The sequence below is a fragment of the Pseudomonas sp. MPB23 genome, from assembly GCF_046605395.1.
In the GTDB taxonomy this organism is placed as follows: domain Bacteria; phylum Pseudomonadota; class Gammaproteobacteria; order Pseudomonadales; family Pseudomonadaceae; genus Aquipseudomonas.
In genome coordinates, this window is the sequence record NZ_CP176771.1 from 6508390 (window position 1) to 6523125 (window position 14736).

Here is a 14736-nt window from a genome sequence, read left to right on the forward strand (position 1 = left end):
TCACCCCATTGGGGGTGGCTAAATGCTGCCAAGTATGGAACCTTTTAAAAGGTCGAGACGTCCACTCCCCTGCTACCGCACTCGTAACAGGGGCTGAAAAATCAGCAAGTTAGCCTGACGAGGCTGCGCTCATGGCTTGACCTCATGCCGCTTTTGCCGGCATTGGCAAGCTGCTTTTCGCGACCACATTCGCCGACAGCCAGGAATGGCATTGCCGCTCGGGAATGTGCCCGCCGACTGAAATAAAGGAGTCCGCCTGTGGCTATTCGCTATGGCAAAGGGCTGATAGGAGGAGCGGTTGTCGTCGCTCTCCTGGCCCTGCTGGTCCACTGGATTGGCATCAACACGATCGAACTGTACCGCGACGATTTGTTGTTTTACCTGCAAGCTCACCTGATTCTCGTCCTCGTCTCCATGCTGGCCGCCCTGATTGTGGGCCTTCCCGCCGGCATCCTGCTCAGCCGACCGAACATGGTCGGGCGCGCCGAACGCTTCATGCAGATTTTCAACATCGGCAACACCGTCCCTCCCCTGGCCGTACTGGCCATCGCCCTCGGCGTGCTGGGTATCGGCAGCGGTCCGGCGATCTTCGCGCTGTTCCTCGCGTCATTGCTGCCCATCGTGCGCAACACCTACGAAGGCCTGAAAAACGTCCAGGGCTCGCTGAAAGAAGCCGCCACCGGCATCGGCATGACCCCGCGCCAGGTGCTGTTTCGCGTCGAGTTGCCGAACGCCGTGCCGATCATCATCGGCGGTGTGCGCGTGGCCCTGGCGATCAACGTCGGCACCGCACCGCTGGCGTTCCTGATCGGTGCCAACAGCCTGGGCAGCCTGATCTTCCCCGGCATCGCCCTGAACAATCAGCCGCAATTGCTGCTCGGCGCCGCGTGTACCGCGTTGCTGGCCCTGCTGCTCGACGGTCTGGTGACCATGGGCAGCCGCCTCTGGCTGGAACGCGGAGTGCGTGCGTCTTAAGGCTCGGCAAAGGAATTCACATGAAAAAACTGACATTGATATTGAGCTGCATCCTGCTGTGTGCAGGGATTGCGCAAGCCGCTGAAAAACCGGTGATCCGCATCGGCGCCCGGGTGTTCACCGAACAGACCCTGCTCGCCGAAATCACCTCCCAGTACCTGCGCACCAAGGGTTACGACACCCGCGTGACCGGCGGCCTGGGCAGCAACCTGGCGCGCAGTGCCCAGGAAAGCGGGCAACTGGACCTGATCTGGGAATACACCGGCGTGTCGCTGGTGGCCTACAACCACGTGGACGAGAAGCTCGACAGCGAACAGTCCTACGCCCGGGTGAAAGAACTCGACGCGAAAAAAGGCCTGGTCTGGCTGTCGCCGTCGAAATTCAGCAACACCTACGCGCTGGCATTGCCTGAGAACGTGGCCCAGGAATTCCCGCAGATCAACACGATCAGCGATCTGACCCAAGCCCTCGCGGAAAAAACCAAGGCCACGCGCCTGGTGGCCCTGGACACCGAATTTGCCAACCGTTCCGATGGCATGGGCGGCATGGTCAAGCTCTACGACATGAACCTGACCCGCAAAAACACCCGGCAGATGGACGCCGGCCTGGTCTACACCGCGCTGCGTAACGGCCAGGTGTTTGCCGGTCTGGTGTACACCACCGACGGGCGCCTGAATGCCTTCAAATTGAAGCTACTCGAAGACGACAAGCACTACTTCCCGGACTACACCGCCGCGCCGGTGGTGCGTCAGGTTTATCTCGACGCCCATCCTGAACTGGCCGCCGATCTGAAGCCGCTGGCCGCCCTGTTCGATGACGCAACCATGCGCCAGTTGAACGCGCGGGTCGACGTCGACCATGAAAGCCCGTCTGCTGTTGCCGCCGATTTCCTGCGCCAACATCCACTCAACTAAGAGGAGAAGACATGGAATTTTTAAACGCCTTTTCCCATCTTGATTGGGCCCAAGTCCTGCACCTGACCGGGCAGCACATCACCCTGGTCGGCATCGCCGTGATCCTCGCGATTGTCGTCGGCGTGCCCCTCGGCGTGCTGATGACCCGTTTCCCGAGCCTGGCCGGCCCGCTGCAAGCCAGCGCCACGGTGCTGCTGACCGTGCCGTCCATCGCCCTGTTCGGCCTGCTGCTGCCGTTCTACTCCAAGTTCGGCCAGGGCTTGGGGCCGATGCCGGCGATCACCGCCGTGTTTCTCTACTCCCTGCTGCCGATCATGCGTAACACCTACCTGGCCCTGACCGGCGTCGAACCGGGCATTCGCGAGGCCGCCAAAGGCATCGGCATGACCTTCGGCCAGCGCCTGCGCATGGTCGAACTGCCGATTGCCGTACCGGTGATCCTCGCCGGGGTGCGCACCGCCGTGGTGATGAATATCGGCGTGATGACCATCGCCGCCACCATCGGCGCCGGCGGCCTGGGTGTACTGATTCTGGCTTCCATCAGCCGCAGCGACATGTCGATGCTGATCGTCGGCGCCGTACTGGTCAGTCTCCTGGCCATCTTCGCCGACCTGCTTCTGCAATGGCTGCAACGCTCGCTGACTCCAAAAGGATTGCTCAAATGATCGAACTTCAACACCTGTCCAAGACCTTCCAAAGCAACGGCAAGACTGTGACCGCCGTCAACGATGTAAGCCTGACCGTCAATGAAGGCGAGATTTGCGTATTCCTCGGCCCCTCGGGTTGCGGCAAGAGCACCACGCTGAAAATGATCAACCGCCTGATCAAGCCCACCTCGGGCAAGATCCTCATCAACGGCGAAGACACCACCGACCTCGACGAAGTGACCCTGCGTCGCAACATCGGCTACGTGATCCAGCAGATCGGCCTGTTCCCGAACATGACCATCGAGGAAAACATCGTGGTGGTGCCCAAGTTGCTGGGCTGGGACAAGCAGAAATGCCACGACCGCGCCCGCGAGTTGATGAGCATGATCAAGCTCGAGCCCAAGCAGTACCTGCATCGCTACCCGCGTGAATTGTCCGGTGGCCAGCAACAGCGCATCGGCGTGATCCGAGCGCTGGCGGCGGATGCGCCGTTGCTGCTGATGGATGAGCCGTTCGGCGCCGTCGACCCGATCAACCGCGAGATGATCCAGAACGAGTTCTTCGAGATGCAACGCGCGCTGAACAAGACCGTGATCATGGTCAGCCACGACATCGACGAAGCCATCAAGCTGGGCGACAAGATCGCTATCTTCCGCGCCGGCAAGCTGCTGCAGATCGACCACCCGGACACCCTGCTGGCGCACCCGGCCGACGAGTTCGTCAGCAACTTCGTGGGCCAGGACAGCACCCTCAAGCGCCTGCTGTTGGTGAAGGCCGAAGACGCGGCGGACAACGCCCCGTCGGTGAGCCCGGAAACCCCGGTGGCCGATGCCCTGGAACTGATGGACGAACTGGACCGCCGCTATGTGGTGGTCACCTGCGCCGAGAACAAGGCGCTGGGTTATGTACGCCGTCGCGACCTGCACCGTCAGACCGGTACGTGCGGCCAGTACCTGCGCGAGTTCAACGCCACGGCGGCGTATGACGAGCACTTGCGCATCCTGCTGTCGCGCATGTACGAGTTCAACCGCTCCTGGTTGCCGGTGATGGATGCCGAGCGGGTTTTCCTCGGGGAAGTGACCCAGGAGTCGATTGCCGAGTACCTGAGTTCCGGTAAATCCCGTGGGGGCAAGACCAGCATCGTTTCGCCTGCCGAGACCGCGTTGGCCTGACCTGACACAAAACGGGCAGAAATGTGGGAGGGGGCTTGCTCCCTCCCACATTTGGCCTCTGGCGGGTCAGGGAAATACCTGCAATTTTCCCGCTGCGGGGAACATCAATCCGTCACACCGGTCGGTTACATAAGTAGCTGGAATGGGTCCCGCGACGAACGCGTGCAAAAACGCGACATTTTTAGTTGATCTATGGCCCCTCACGTCCTAAAGTTCGCGCCGAACGTCCATGCTGGAAACGATCCATCCGGCTCAAGTACTGACGACGAGACAGCAAGGCCAAGGGTAGCGATAGCGCCCATGGCCTTTTTGCTTTCGGCGACATGCCTTGGGAAGTAGGCGAACCAAAGTGGGGATACGGAGGACGTTCATTTGCACCCATTGATCAAATCAGTTTGCCCTTAGGAGTTCCCAGCATGTCGATCAACGTCGAAGATTATTTCGCGCGCGCCACTTTTGACAAAATGAAGGCGTTCGCCGACAAACAGGAAACCCCGTTCGTGGTGATCGACACCGCGATGATCAGCCAGGCCTACGATGACCTGCGCGCCGGTTTCGAATTCGCCAAGGTGTATTACGCGGTCAAGGCCAACCCCGCCGTCGAGATCATCGACCTGTTGAAAGACAAGGGTTCGAGCTTCGACATCGCCTCGATCTACGAGCTGGACAAGGTCATGGCCCGCGGCGTCAGCGCCGACCGTATCAGCTACGGCAACACCATCAAGAAATCCAGGGACATCCGCTACTTCTACGAGAAGGGCGTGCGCCTGTTCTCCACCGACTCCGAAGCCGACCTGCGCAACATCGCCAAGGCCGCGCCGGGTTCGAAAATCTACGTGCGTATCCTCACCGAAGGCTCGACCACGGCTGACTGGCCTCTGTCGCGCAAATTCGGCTGCCAGACCGACATGGCCATGGACCTGCTGATCCTCGCCCGTGACCTGGGCCTGGTGCCGTACGGCATCTCGTTCCACGTCGGCTCGCAACAGCGCGACATCAGCGTGTGGGACGCTGCGATCGCCAAGGTCAAAGTGATCTTCGAACGCCTGAAGGAAGAAGACGGCATCCACCTCAAGCTGATCAACATGGGCGGCGGCTTCCCGGCCAACTACATCACCCGCACCAACAGCCTGGAAACCTATGCCCAGGAAATCATCCGCTTCCTCAAGGAAGATTTCGGCGACGACCTGCCGGAAATCATCCTGGAGCCAGGCCGTTCGCTGATCGCCAACGCCGGCATCCTGGTCAGCGAAGTGGTGCTGGTGGCACGTAAATCCCGTACCGCCGTCGAGCGTTGGGTGTACACGGATGTGGGTAAGTTCTCCGGTCTGATCGAAACCATGGACGAAGCCATCAAGTTCCCGATCTGGACCGAGAAGAAAGGCGAGATGGAAGAAGTGGTCATCGCCGGTCCTACCTGCGACAGCGCCGACATCATGTACGAAAACTACAAGTACGGCCTGCCGCTGAACCTGGCCATCGGTGATCGGTTGTACTGGTTGTCGACCGGTGCCTACACCACCAGCTACAGCGCGGTTGAGTTCAATGGCTTTCCGCCGTTGAAGTCGTACTACATCTGATCGTCCCCCATAGGAGCCGGCTTACCGGCTCCTATGGGTTCAGTTGCGCGGCACGCTGCTGGTAGGCCTCGGCCATCGCTCGAATCTGCGGATCATTCGCCGCCGCCAACGCCTTGTGCGCCACCCGCAAAAACTTCAGATTCCCGCCTGCCAGCGCCTTGCGCAACCACGCCAGCGCCGCCTCGATCTGACCGCTATCGGCCAGCACCGCCGCGTAACTGAACTGCCCGCGAAAATCCCCGGCTTCGGCTGAGCGTCGATACCACGCCACGGCAGCGTCCGGATCCTTCGGGCAATACCTGCCCTCTTCCAGATAGCGCCCCAACAGATTCATCGACTTGGCGTGGCCCTGCTCCGCCGCCTGGCGATAACACCTCAGCGCGTGCGCTTGGTCCTCAACCACACCGCGACCGGTGGCCAGCAGGTTGGCGTAGTTGTATTGCCCCCAATCCAACCCGGCTTCGGCGGCCATACGGTATTCCCGCGCCGCCGCCGCTTCATCGGCGACGCAGCCCCAGCCATGTTCCCGACAACGCCCGAGCATATTGCGCGCCATCAAGTGCCCGCCCTGCACCGCGATCTGGAACCAGCGCAAGGCCAGCGCCTCATCGCGCTGGATGCCGCGCCCGTCCAGCAGGATCTGCCCGAGCAAGGCCTGGGCGTCCACCATGCCCGCCTTGGCCGCCATCAGGATCGCCTGGGCCGCGCGCACCGGTGAGTCATCGAGCATGCTCTGTAGCTGCTCGACGTTGAGCACTTCTTCGCGGCGCAATAAAAAGCCCATGCTCAGACCTCGACCCAGCGCCGCAACAGGTTGTGATAGGTGCCGGTGAGCTGGATCAGCGCCGGGTGGTCGGGGACATCCGCCGTCAATTGTCGGATCGCGCCGTCCATCTCGAACAGCAGGGTGCGCTGACTGTCTTCGCGCACCAGGCTTTGAATCCAGAAGAACGAGGCATAACGCGCGCCACGGGTCACGGCGTTGACTTTGTGCAGGCTCGAACCGGGGTACAGCACCATGTCGCCGGCGGGCAACTTGACGCGCTGCAGGCCGAAGGTGTCCTGGATTTCCAGTTCGCCGCCGTCGTAGTCCTCCGGGTCGCTGAAGAACAGGGTGGAGGATAGATCGGTGCGCACACGCTCGTGGCTGCCTTTGGGCTGGCGCACGGCGTTGTCGATATGAAAGTCGAAGCTGCCACCGGCGGTGTAGCAGTTGAGCAGCGGTGGAAAGACTTTGTGCGGTAACGCCGCTGACATAAACAGCGGGTGTTGCCACAAGCGCTCAAGCATCGCCGCACCGATTTCCTTGGCCAGCGGATGGCCTTCGGGCAGTTGCAGGTTGTGTTTGGCCTTGGCGGACTGGTGGCCGGCGGTGATTTTTCCGTCGGCCCAATCGGCGTGTTCCAGGGCTTGGCGGATGCGCTGCACTTCCTCACGAGAGAACAGGCCGGGAATGTGCAGCAACATGGGGCGATACCTGAGGTCAGAAAGACGTCAATGGTATTGATTCTTATCCACTCTGTAAAACGTAAGGACGAACGAGCGCGTAAAAACCGTAAACGAAAAGTGTAAAGAATGTAAATTAAGTACGAATAGCAATGTATCGCAATTGATAGAAAGTCTTGTTCGCCCTATATTCCGCGGCCTCACATCCTTGGGGAAAGGACACGTCATGTCGCGCACCACTGCAAAAATACCTGCCAGTTCACCACGCCTGCTGGCGTCAGCCATTGGCGTTGCCCTCGGCGCCAGCTCTGTCGCCCATCTGGCGCAAGCGGCCGAAGACACCGAGCAGAAAGGCCAGCGCAACAGCATCTCCCTGGGCGCCACCAACATCACCGGGGAAGAACAGGACAGCACGTCCTACCAGGTGGAAAAAGCCTCCTCGCAGAAATACACCGCACCGCTGGTGGACACCCCGCGCTCAGTCACCGTAGTGCCGCAACAAGTGCTCAAAGATACCGCCGCCACGTCGCTGCAGGATGCCTTGCGCACCGTACCGGGCATTACCTTCGGCGCCGGTGAAGGCGGCAACCCCCAGGGCGACCGCCCGTTCATCCGTGGCTTTGACGCCCAGGGCGACACCTACCTGGACGGCGTGCGCGACACCGGCGGCCAGAGCCGTGAGATCTTTGACATTGAGTCGATCGAAGTCAGCAAGGGCCCGAACTCCTCGTTCGGCGGTCGCGGCTCGGCCGGCGGCAGCCTCAACCTGGTGAGCAAGACCCCGCAAGCACGGGACTTCACCAACGGCGGCTTCACCTATGGCTCCGACCAGACCCGTCGCTACGTGCTCGACGTCAACCGTCAGTTCCTCGACGACAGCGCCGCGTTCCGCCTTAACCTGATGAGCCACGAACAAAACGTCGCCGGCCGCGACGCGGTCAACTACGACCGTTGGGGCGTGGCGCCGTCGCTGACCTTCGGCCTGGGCACGCCGACCCGCGTCAATCTCAGCTACTACCACCTGGAAAGCGACGACCTGCCGGACTCGGGGATTCCCTATGGCTACGGTTCATCGACCGCCGCCGCCCACGTGCATGACAAACCCAACGACGGCGGCGACAGCACTAACTTCTACGGTTTGAAGGACCGCGACTTCCGCAAGACCCGCGCCGACATCAGCACGATGTCCATCGAGCACGACCTGAGCGACACCATGACGCTGAAAAACACCCTGCGTCATGGCAGCACCGGCCAGGACTACATCCTGACCCAGCCGGACGACAGCAAACTCAACGTCAACAAATACGGCACCGTATGGCGCCGCGCCAACAGCCGGGTGTCCACCACCACGACCACCACCAACCAGACCGATCTGTTTGGCAGCTTCCATGCGCTGGGCTTCAAGAATACCTACTCCACCGGCCTGGAATTCACCGGCGAAGAAACCCGTGTGAGCAGCTATACCATCAGCCCCAACACCAACCCGACGTGCACCGTGGCCAAAGGCAGCCTGGGCGGCCAGTGCACCTCGCTGAGCAACCCGAACCCGGACGACGCCTGGACCGGCAGCATCGCGCGCAACTACAACGGCACCAACACCAAGGCCACTAGCCGCGCGGCGTATGTGTTCGACACCATCGAACTGGATCCGAAATGGCTGCTGAACGTCGGCCTGCGCTACGACACCTTCGACACCGTGGCCAACACCAACGCCACCACCGGGCGCACCAAGATCAAGGAAGACAGCCAGTTCTTCAACTGGCAGGCCGGCCTGGTCTGGAAGCCTGTGGAAAACGGCAGCATCTATGCCTCTTACGCCACCTCGGCAACACCTGCCGGCGGCCTGGTCGGCGAAGGCTCGGACGGCAACCCACTGTCCGCCGGTGCCGCCACCAGCGACCTGCAACCGGAAGAAACCGTCAACTACGAACTGGGCACCAAGTGGGACCTGTTCCACGACCGCCTGTCCCTGACGGCCGCGGTATTCCGTACCGAAAAGAAAAACACCCGCATCCTGGTGGACGCCCTGACCTACGAGAACGCCGGCGAATCCCGGGTCGACGGTCTGGAATTGTCCGCCAGCGGCAAGATCACCGAGCAATGGCAAGTATTCGCCGGCTACAGCTACCTCGACAGCGAACTGGTCAGCGCCGGTCTCAATGGTCGTAACGGTGTCGTCAGCGCAGGTTCAAACAAGGGCAACCAGATGCCGAACACGCCGAAGAATACCTTCAGCCTGTGGACCACCTACGCCATCACCCCCAAGCTCACCATCGGTGGCGGTGCGTTCTACGTCGACGACGTTTACGGCGATGCCGGCAATCTGGTTTACGTGCCGTCCTACACCCGCTACGACGCCATGGCCAGCTACAAGCTGACCAAGAACGTCGACCTGCAATTGAACGTGCAGAACCTGACGGACAAGACTTACTACGACAAGGCCTTCTCGACGCACTTCGCCAACCAGGCGGCCGGGCGCACGGCATTGTTGACCACCAGTTTCCACTTCTAAACAGCGGCTCCTGGCAGCCAAAAGCCCCACGCATCAAATGCGTGGGGCTTTTGCGTGTAAAACAGAATGTTTCTCGACAAGCCACGGCATAATGCGCGCCGTGCCCTACATATTCAGATAGACGAGGCGGTCAGACGTGTTGAAGAAAACCCTGTTCCAGTTGCACTGGTTCTTCGGCATCACTGCCGGGCTGGTGCTGGCCTTGATGGGGATCACCGGGGCGGCGGTGTCGTTTCAGGACGAAATCCTGCGGGCCCTCAACCCGACAGTGCTCAGCGTGGAAAAACGCGAAGCCGGTGTGTTGCCTCCCGCCGAACTGGTGAAAAAACTCGAAGCCACCGAAGGCAAGGGCGTGTCGATGCTGTGGGTGGAAAGCGACAGCGGCAACGCCGCGCGCGTGTTCTTCACCCCGCCACCGGGCGAGCGACGTGGCCAGATGCGCTACTTCGATCCCTACACCGGCGACTACATGGGCGATGCCGTCGGTCAGGACGTGTTCGGGTTTCTCCTGCAACTGCACCGCTTCCTGGCCATCGGCGAAACCGGGCGCAACATCACCGGTGCCTGCACGCTGATCCTGGTGTTTTTCTGCCTCTCCGGGTTGTACCTGCGCTGGCCGCGCCAAGTGGCGAGCTGGCGTGCCTGGCTGACGCTGGACTGGCGCAAAAAGGGCCGCAGCTTCAACTGGGACCTGCACTCGGTGTTCGGCACCTGGTGCCTGTTGGCCTATCTGCTGGCGGCGCTGACCGGGTTGTCCTGGTCCTACGACTGGTACAGCCAGGGCCTGACCAAACTGCTGTCCGACGCACCACAAAATGAACGGATGCGCAAACGCGGCCCGCCGCCCGCAGGCCCGGCGCCGGTGGCCAACTATGACGCGATCTGGAGCAGCATCTACAGCAACGCCGGCGCGGGCTTGAGTGCCTACAACATCCGCATGCCGGCCGTGGCCGGCCAACCGGCAACCGTCTACTACCTGCTCAAAGACTCGCCCCACGACCGCGCGCTGAACCAGATCGACCTGGACCCGGCCACCGGCGCGGTCAAATCCCATGACCGATATGCCGACAAGCGCCTTGGCTCGCAGTTACTGACCAGCATTTATGCGCTGCACACCGGCAGTTACTTCGGCCTGGCGGGGCGCATTATCCTCACCGTCAGCTCGCTGCTCATGCCGCTGTTCTTCATCACTGGCTGGCTGCTGTACCTCGACCGTCGCCGCAAAAAACGTCAGATCCGCGATGCCCGCAAGAGTCTCAGCGCCCACCACAGTGACGCGCCGGCCTGGCTGATCGGTTTTGCCAGCCAGAGCGGTTTTGCCGAACAACTGGCCTGGCAGACCGCCGGGCAACTGCAGGCGGCCGGCCTGCCGGTGAAGGTGCAGCCCTTGGGCAGCGTCAGTCAGGACGACCTGCGCCAGTCGGAAAATGCATTGTTTGTCGTCAGCACCTTCGGCGACGGCGAAGCCCCTGACAGCGCCCGGGGTTTTGAGCGCGGTGTACTGGGCCAGAACGTGTCCCTCAAGGGCTTGAACTACTCGGTACTGGCCCTGGGTGATCGTCAGTACGAACACTTCTGCGGGTTTGCCCGTCGCCTGCATTTCTGGCTGACCAACCAGGGCGGCAACCCATTGTTCGCGCCGGTGGAAGTGGACAGCGGCGACACCGCCGCCCTGCTGCACTGGCAACAACAGCTGGGGCAACTGACCGGCCACGCACCGGCGGCGGCCTGGCCGACCGCCCAGTATGAAAACTGGACACTGAGCCAGCGCACCCTGCTCAACCGTGGCAGCAGCGGCTCGGCTGTGTATCTGCTGGGTCTCACGTCGGCATCGCCACAGCGCTGGCAAGCCGGCGACCTGGTGGAAATCCTGCCGCGCAACAGCCCCTGGGCCATCGAACAGTTCCTCGCTGGCCTGGGCCTGGCCGGCAACGAAGACGTGCACATCGACGGCTTGGCTCAAACCCTCAACCAAGCCCTGGCGACGCGCCAACTGCCGGCCAATCGCGCTCACCTGGTGGGCCTGCACGCCCAGGCGTTGGTGAACGCACTGGCGCCCGTGGGCATGCGCGAATACTCCATCGCCTCGATCACCAGCGACGGCATGCTCGAACTGATCGTGCGCCAGGAACGCCACCCGGACGGCGGCCTGGGCCTGGGCTCGGGCTGGCTCACCGAACACGCCACCATCGGCTCGGCAATCAGCCTGCGCCTGCGCCGCAACAGCGGCTTCCACCTGCCGGACGCGCCGGTGCCGCTGATCCTACTGGGCAACGGCACCGGCCTCGCTGGTTTGCGCAGCCTGCTCAAAGCACGCATCGCCGATGGCCTGCAGCGCAATTGGTTGTTGTTCGGCGAACGCACGATCGCCCACGACTACCTGTGCCAGGACGAGCTGCAAGGCTGGTTGGCCAGTGGTGACCTGGCGCTGCTGGACCTGGCGTTTTCCCGGGACCAGGAGGAGAAGATCTACGTACAGGATCGCCTGCGCGAATCGGCGGACGTGTTGCGTAAATGGCTGGCGGACGGTGCAGCGATTTATGTGTGCGGGAGTTTGCAGGGGATGGCAGCGGGGGTGGATCAGGCGCTGGTGGATATTCTGGGGAATGCAGCGGTGGAACGGTTGATTGAACAGGGTCGTTATCGTCGGGATGTGTATTGACCGTGGGGTTGGGGTTCGGCTTTAAATCGGCCCCTCACCCCAGCCCTCTCCCCAGAGGGGAGAGGGGGCCGATTGGGGGATGTTCGGGAGAGGCATCGACCTGATCGTTCTGCCGGGAATCCAAAATCGACTCGGTATTTCAAGTCGCTGAATACCTCAATACACCTCACCCCAGGCCCCAATCCCCAACTACACTCCACTCTCCCCCCACTTCACAAGGACCGTGAAGCATGCCCACCCGCCCCACCCACCACCAACGCCAATTCGCCAGGTACCTGCGCACCAACCAGACCGACTGCGAACAACGCCTCTGGCAAAAACTGCGCGCCCGGCAAATCGCCGGCCTCAAGTTTCGCCGTCAGTTCCCATTTGCGCCTTACATCCTCGACTTCTACTGCGTCGAGCAATCACTCGCGATCGAGCTCGACGGCGGCCAACACTACGACCCTCGACACATCGCCCATGATCAGCGCAGAACCCAGTACCTGAACCAACAAGGCATACGGGTACTGCGCTTCAGCAACCTGGACGTCCTGGCGCAGATGGACGCCGTGCTCGAACAAATCCTGCGTGCGGTGACACCCCATCCCGATCCCGCAGGATGAGCATCAGCTCAACCCAGCCATCATGTTGACCGCCTTGACCTCGTTGACGACAAACGCCGTGTACACGTCCTTTACCCCCGGAAAGCCATTGATATGCGGCCTGGCAAACTCACTGAAGGCCGGCATGTCAGTGGCGACGGTGCCCTTGGCCAGCCAGCCGGTATCGGAGTGCAGTGCGATAAAGCTCACGCCCTGTTCACGGAAATGGCAGGCCTGTTCGACAGAGGTCGCAAAGATCCCCACGGCTTTGGAATGCCGGTGGCCGGCCTCAAGCACGCGGTCGGTCGCGAATGCAAGAGTGAGTGTTTGAGGGGATTGGGCATGGCAGGCTCCTGGCGTCGTGGTGCGATGGGTATCGCAGGCCTTATGGTAGGCAGACGCCAGGGGTGCTTTTTTGCGTATTTGCCGAGCGGGAATACCAGGCTAAAGAACCGTCACTCCATTTCTGCGGCATTCACCGCTCGGTTGTTCCAATCCGACGAAAAACCACAGCCACGGATCAGGCGGTCGCCGGGCTGACCGCCAGTTCGATCGTCTCCGGACGTTTGATCAGCGCATACACCACGCCCGTCAGCACGCTACCGGCGACAATCGCCAGCAAGTACAGCAGCGCATGGTTCATCGCATTGGGGATCACCAGCACGAACAGGCCGCCGTGGGGCGCCGCGAGTTTGCAACCGAAGTACATCGACAAGGCACCGGTCAACGCGCCGCCGGCAATGCTCGCCGGGATCACCCGCAGCGGGTCCTTGGCGGCGAACGGGATCGCGCCTTCGGAGATAAAGCACAGCCCCAGGATCATCGCCGCCTTGCCGGCCTCGCGTTCGGTCTGGGCGAACTTGCGCCGCGCCAGGAACGTGGCGATGCCCATCCCGATCGGCGGCACCATGCCGGCGGCCATGGTCGCGGCCATCGGTGCACCGCTCTGCGCCGCCAGCAGGCCGACGGAAAACGCATACGCTGCCTTGTTGATCGGCCCGCCGAGATCGACGCACATCATGCCGCCCAGCAGGATGCCCAGCAGCACCGCATTGGTGGTGCCCATGGTGCTGAGGAAGTCGGTCAACCCGGTGAGCATGCGCGCCACCGGCGGGCCCACCAGGTAGATCATCGCCAGGCCCGTGAACAGGCTCGCCAGCAACGGAATAATCAGAATCGGCTTGAGCGCCTCCAGGCTTTGCGGCAACTTCACCGCGCGGGTGATCAGCTTGACGCAGTAGCCGGCGAGGAAACCGGCGAAGATGCCGCCGATAAACCCCGCGCCCAACGTGCCCGCCAACAGCCCGCCGATCATGCCCGGGGCAATGCCGGGACGGTCGGCAATCGAGTAAGCGATATAGCCCGCCAGCAACGGCACCATCAGCATGAAGGCGCGGTCGCCGACGGTTTTCAGCGCCGCCGCCAGGGTGCCTTCCTGCTCGAACGCATGAATGCCGAACACGAAGGACAAGGCGATCAACAGCCCGCCTGCCACCACCATCGGCAACATGAACGACACGCCGGTGAGCAAGTGTTTGTAGACGCCGGTTTTTTCTTTTTTCGCCACCGCACCGCTGGCCGCGCTTTCTATCGCGCCTTCGGCCAAGGCTTTGTTGAGGGTCGCTTCGGATTGCTTGAGGGCAATGCCGGTGCCGCAGCGGTAGATCTTCTTGCCGGCGAATCGCTCGGTGGCGACTTCGATGTCGGCCGCCAGCAGCACCACGTCGGCATCGGCAATCGCCTGCGGACTCAATGGCGTGCGCGCGCCGACCGAGCCTTGGGTCTCGACCTGCAAGTCATAGCCCAGGCGCTTGGCCGTCTGCTGCAAGGCTTCGGCGGCCATGAAGGTGTGGGCCACGCCGGTGGGGCAGGCGGTGATTGCGACAATCCGTGGTGCCTGTTTGGCCGCCGCTTCGGTCGCCACGTAGACTTCGGCCTCCTGGGCACCACGGCGCAATACCGCTTCGACGTCCGCCAGCGCCTGGGCCGGGGTGCTCTGGAACACGCGCTTGCCGACAAACCGCTGCATATCCACAGCGGTGCTGCTGACCAGCAACACCCATTCGGCGTCATCGAGGGTCGCCTGGGACAACTGGCGCTCCGGGCGCTGCACGTCGACCACTTCGACGCTGGTGCTCCAGCCCTGGCGTTGCGCGGCGGCGTCCAACAAGCGGGCGCACAGCACACTGGTGACCATGCCGTTCGGGCAGGCAGTAACAATGGCTAACTTCATCACAATCCCTC

The 14736-nt window shown here is 62.1% G+C and carries 12 protein-coding genes; 8 read left to right on the forward strand and 4 right to left on the reverse strand.

All coding sequences use genetic code 11. The features are described 5' to 3' along the window. Nucleotides 1-258 precede the first annotated feature (258 nt). The 5 genes from ACLH0J_RS29630 (at nt 259) to ACLH0J_RS29650 (ending at nt 5288) form a co-directional block, all read left to right on the forward strand. Complete coding sequence (locus ACLH0J_RS29630) at nt 259-975, forward strand: ABC transporter permease (RefSeq protein ID WP_411390219.1); 717 nt, start codon at nt 259-261, stop codon at nt 973-975. 20 nt (nt 976-995) lie between these two features. Then, a complete protein-coding gene (locus ACLH0J_RS29635) occupies nt 996-1889 on the forward strand; it encodes a glycine betaine ABC transporter substrate-binding protein (protein WP_411390220.1) in 894 nt (297 codons plus the stop codon). An 11-nt stretch (nt 1890-1900) separates the two neighbouring features. After that, nucleotides 1901-2554 (forward strand): ABC transporter permease, encoded by a 654-nt coding sequence (locus tag ACLH0J_RS29640; protein WP_411390221.1) that lies wholly within the window; start codon nt 1901-1903, stop codon nt 2552-2554. Next, nucleotides 2551-3708 (forward strand): betaine/proline/choline family ABC transporter ATP-binding protein, encoded by a 1158-nt coding sequence (locus ACLH0J_RS29645; protein ID WP_411390222.1) that lies wholly within the window; start codon nt 2551-2553, stop codon nt 3706-3708. The genes ACLH0J_RS29640 and ACLH0J_RS29645 overlap by 4 nt, the downstream gene beginning before the upstream one ends. Before the next feature lie 416 nt (nt 3709-4124). After that, nucleotides 4125-5288 carry a type III PLP-dependent enzyme gene (locus ACLH0J_RS29650; protein ID WP_010565552.1) on the forward strand — a complete coding sequence of 388 codons (1164 nt, stop codon included), beginning with the start codon at nt 4125-4127 and terminating at the stop codon, nt 5286-5288. A 31-nt stretch (nt 5289-5319) separates the two neighbouring features. On the opposite strand, the gene ACLH0J_RS29655 is transcribed toward ACLH0J_RS29650, so the two are convergent. Both ACLH0J_RS29655 and ACLH0J_RS29660 read right to left on the reverse strand, forming a co-directional pair. Then, on the reverse strand, nt 5320-6072 hold the full coding sequence (locus ACLH0J_RS29655; RefSeq protein WP_411390223.1) for a tetratricopeptide repeat protein: 753 nt from the start codon (nt 6070-6072) through the stop codon (nt 5320-5322). 2 nt (nt 6073-6074) lie between these two features. Next, nucleotides 6075-6755 (reverse strand): Fe2+-dependent dioxygenase, encoded by a 681-nt coding sequence (locus ACLH0J_RS29660; protein ID WP_411390224.1) that lies wholly within the window; start codon nt 6753-6755, stop codon nt 6075-6077. Nucleotides 6756-6960: 205 nt separating this feature from the next. On the opposite strand from ACLH0J_RS29660, the gene ACLH0J_RS29665 reads away from it, so the two are divergent. The 3 genes from ACLH0J_RS29665 (at nt 6961) to ACLH0J_RS29675 (ending at nt 12513) form a co-directional block, all read left to right on the forward strand. Further along, complete coding sequence (locus ACLH0J_RS29665) at nt 6961-9246, forward strand: TonB-dependent receptor (RefSeq protein ID WP_411390225.1); 2286 nt, start codon at nt 6961-6963, stop codon at nt 9244-9246. Nucleotides 9247-9382: 136 nt separating this feature from the next. Next, on the forward strand, nt 9383-11908 hold the full coding sequence (locus tag ACLH0J_RS29670; protein ID WP_411390226.1) for a PepSY domain-containing protein: 2526 nt from the start codon (nt 9383-9385) through the stop codon (nt 11906-11908). A 230-nt stretch (nt 11909-12138) separates the two neighbouring features. Next, on the forward strand, nt 12139-12513 hold the full coding sequence (locus ACLH0J_RS29675) for an endonuclease domain-containing protein (protein WP_411390227.1): 375 nt from the start codon (nt 12139-12141) through the stop codon (nt 12511-12513). A gap of 3 nt (nt 12514-12516) precedes the next feature. Here ACLH0J_RS29675 and ACLH0J_RS29680 read toward each other — a convergent pair whose 3' ends face one another. Together ACLH0J_RS29680 and ACLH0J_RS29685 are read right to left on the reverse strand one after the other, a co-directional pair. Next, the gene (locus tag ACLH0J_RS29680; RefSeq protein ID WP_411390228.1) at nt 12517-12789 is read right to left on the reverse strand and encodes a hypothetical protein; all 273 of its coding nucleotides are present in this window, start codon (nt 12787-12789) and stop codon (nt 12517-12519) included. Between the two features lie 223 nt (nt 12790-13012). Next, nucleotides 13013-14725 carry a PTS fructose-like transporter subunit IIB gene (locus ACLH0J_RS29685; RefSeq protein ID WP_411390229.1) on the reverse strand — a complete coding sequence of 571 codons (1713 nt, stop codon included), beginning with the start codon at nt 14723-14725 and terminating at the stop codon, nt 13013-13015. Nucleotides 14726-14736: the final 11 nt, after the last annotated feature.

Bases quoted from the DNA above. Each gene is read 5' to 3' on its own strand.
- ACLH0J_RS29675 (WP_411390227.1), top strand. From the start codon at position 12,139: ATGCCCACCCGCCCCACCCACCACCAACGCCAATTCGCCAGGTACCTG.
- ACLH0J_RS29685 (WP_411390229.1), bottom strand. From the start codon at position 14,725: ATGAAGTTAGCCATTGTTACTGCCTGCCCGAACGGCATGGTCACCAGT.
- ACLH0J_RS29650 (WP_010565552.1), top strand. From the start codon at position 4,125: ATGTCGATCAACGTCGAAGATTATTTCGCGCGCGCCACTTTTGACAAA.
- ACLH0J_RS29655 (WP_411390223.1), bottom strand. From the start codon at position 6,072: ATGGGCTTTTTATTGCGCCGCGAAGAAGTGCTCAACGTCGAGCAGCTA.
- ACLH0J_RS29665 (WP_411390225.1), top strand. From the start codon at position 6,961: ATGTCGCGCACCACTGCAAAAATACCTGCCAGTTCACCACGCCTGCTG.
- ACLH0J_RS29640 (WP_411390221.1), top strand. From the start codon at position 1,901: ATGGAATTTTTAAACGCCTTTTCCCATCTTGATTGGGCCCAAGTCCTG.
- ACLH0J_RS29645 (WP_411390222.1), top strand. From the start codon at position 2,551: ATGATCGAACTTCAACACCTGTCCAAGACCTTCCAAAGCAACGGCAAG.
- ACLH0J_RS29660 (WP_411390224.1), bottom strand. From the start codon at position 6,755: ATGTTGCTGCACATTCCCGGCCTGTTCTCTCGTGAGGAAGTGCAGCGC.
- ACLH0J_RS29635 (WP_411390220.1), top strand. From the start codon at position 996: ATGAAAAAACTGACATTGATATTGAGCTGCATCCTGCTGTGTGCAGGG.